This window comes from Anaerolineales bacterium (assembly GCA_022866145.1).
GTDB lineage: Bacteria > Chloroflexota > Anaerolineae > Anaerolineales > E44-bin32 > PFL42.
This window is the reverse complement of record JALHUE010000490.1, coordinates 1-2,023: the sequence shown is the minus strand read 5'-3', so window position 1 is coordinate 2,023 and position 2,023 is coordinate 1. Positions and strand designations below refer to the sequence as shown.

The window sequence follows — 2,023 nt, the reverse complement described above, 5'->3', positions numbered from 1 at the left end:
TGGGCCGGCGTGCCCCGTCCCAACGGACAGCGGCAGATGAACTCCCCATATCACACCCTTCGGCAGAATCCTCAATCGCTCGACCTACCCATCGGCCAGCCCGTGTTGGAGTTCGGGTCTCTGCCACCTCCGGCCCCCGGGCCCTGCCGGCGAACATCATCCGCACCGATCGATCTGCGAGGGAGCCATCGTCGTGTCTGCTAAGGTCCCCTCGGCCGAGCAAAGAACGAGCCCGACGCGCCGGGGCTTCGGGCGCGGGCGCATCCCCCCGGAGGGCTCACTTGCCTGGAGTTGGGCTCTGGGGGGCTTCCTGTTGCTGTGCCTTGCGGTTGGCTTGGCAATCGGCAATGACTTCGGGGCATCAACCGACGAGTACTTCAATGCCCGAGTTGGCCGGCAATCGGTCCGGGAGTACCTAGGGACCGGCGCGCAGTACGACGACCCGAGCGTGTTGGCCGATCATGGCCCGGTCTACTTCATTCCTTGGGCGTTGATCGGGGACACGATCGGCCGCACGATCCCCGGCTGGGCACGGCCAGACGGACGCCACTTCTTCAACTACCTCGGCTTCTTGGTGGGCGTCTGGTGCTTCTATCTTGTTGCCCAGCGTTTCGTGCGGCGGAGCGCGGCCTGGATGGCATCCCTGCTGTTCGCCACCCAGCCCTTGCTGTTTGGCTACGCCTTCATCAACCAGAAGGACATCCCCTTCATGGTGTTCTTCTTGGCGACAGTGGCGAGCGGATTTGCGGCGGTGGAGCGCCAGAAACGCAAAGCGGAGGCGAGAGGAGACCGTCCCCCCGAAGCCGCCCATGTCCCCTCCCGGACCCAGTGGAACGCGGTCGTCGCAGACTGGCGGGCTGTCCCCACCGGCCTGAAACTTGGGCTGGCCCTGACTTGTCTACTCGGTCTGATCGCCCTCTGTGACCTGTTGCTGATCGGATTGCTCCGCATTCAGAGTGGGGCGCTTCTTCAAGCCGCGTACGAGGGCCGTGCCTCGCCCCTTGTCCAGCGGATCTTCTCCGGCCTTGCCCAGGACGCATACAAGACCCCTCTGGCGTTGTATCAGGAGAAGTTGGCCGCGGGCTTCAATATCTCGCGGCTGATGGTTGTTCCTATCGTGACGGTCATCGTCGTCGGAACGGCCAGTCTGGCCATTCCGACGATACGGAAAGCCCTGCGGGCGCTCTTCCGGGGCCCGCTCCCTTTATGGTTCCTATCCGGCGTGCTGCTTGGATGCACCGTCACGATCCGACAGGTCGGGGTGTTGGCTGGCGGGCTGGTAAGCGTCTATATGCTTGGTACGTTGAAGAGAAGGGCGCTCCTGCCTTTCATCATGCTCTGGGGCGTGGCTGCCGCCACGACCTACGCGACTTGGCCTTACCTCTGGCCGGATCCAATCCAGCGTTTCCTGGAAAGCCTGGCAAGTGCCTCGCGATTCGGCGGGAAGAAGGTGCTGTTCAACGGCGAGTTCCTACCCTCGGAAGACCTGCCGTGGAACTACTTCCCGACACTTGCCTCGTTGGAGTTGACGGAGCCGGCCGTCTTGCTGATCCTCCTGGGTCTGCCGGTGCTGGTGTGGCGGTTGGCCCGAGGCAGAACGGATTGGATCTCCGGACTCGTGATGGGCCTGTGGTTGGGTGTGCCGCTGGCCGGCGTCTACCTCTTGGGAATGACGGTCTACGACAACCTCCGCCACTTTCTGTTCGTCCTGCCGGTGCTGTTTCTCCTCTCAGGCTTGAGCATCGAGTTGATCGTGCCGCGCCTGAAATCCTCGTGGGCGAGGATCGGCTTCCTGGCTCTGGTATTGGCACCAGGCATCCTTGGGCTGGTGCGGATGCATCCGTATCAGTACGCTTACTTCAATGCGTTTGTCGGCGGCGTTAGCGGGGCCCAGGGTCGATACGATCCGGAGCATTGGTGTACGTCGTACCGAGAGGCGATGCAGGTTGTGAACGAGGTCGCGCAAGAGGAAGCCAAGGTTCTGGCCCTGGGGCAGCCGTGGAGTGCCGAGATGTTCGCCCGG

The 2,023-nt window shown here is 63.1% G+C and carries 1 protein-coding gene; it reads left to right on the top strand.

Annotated features, from left to right (window positions below):
- Window positions 1-193 precede the first annotated feature (193 nt).
- Window positions 194-2,023: glycosyltransferase family 39 protein (locus tag MUO23_14275; protein MCJ7514116.1), on the top strand; the 1,830-nt coding region annotated here is incomplete at its 3' end.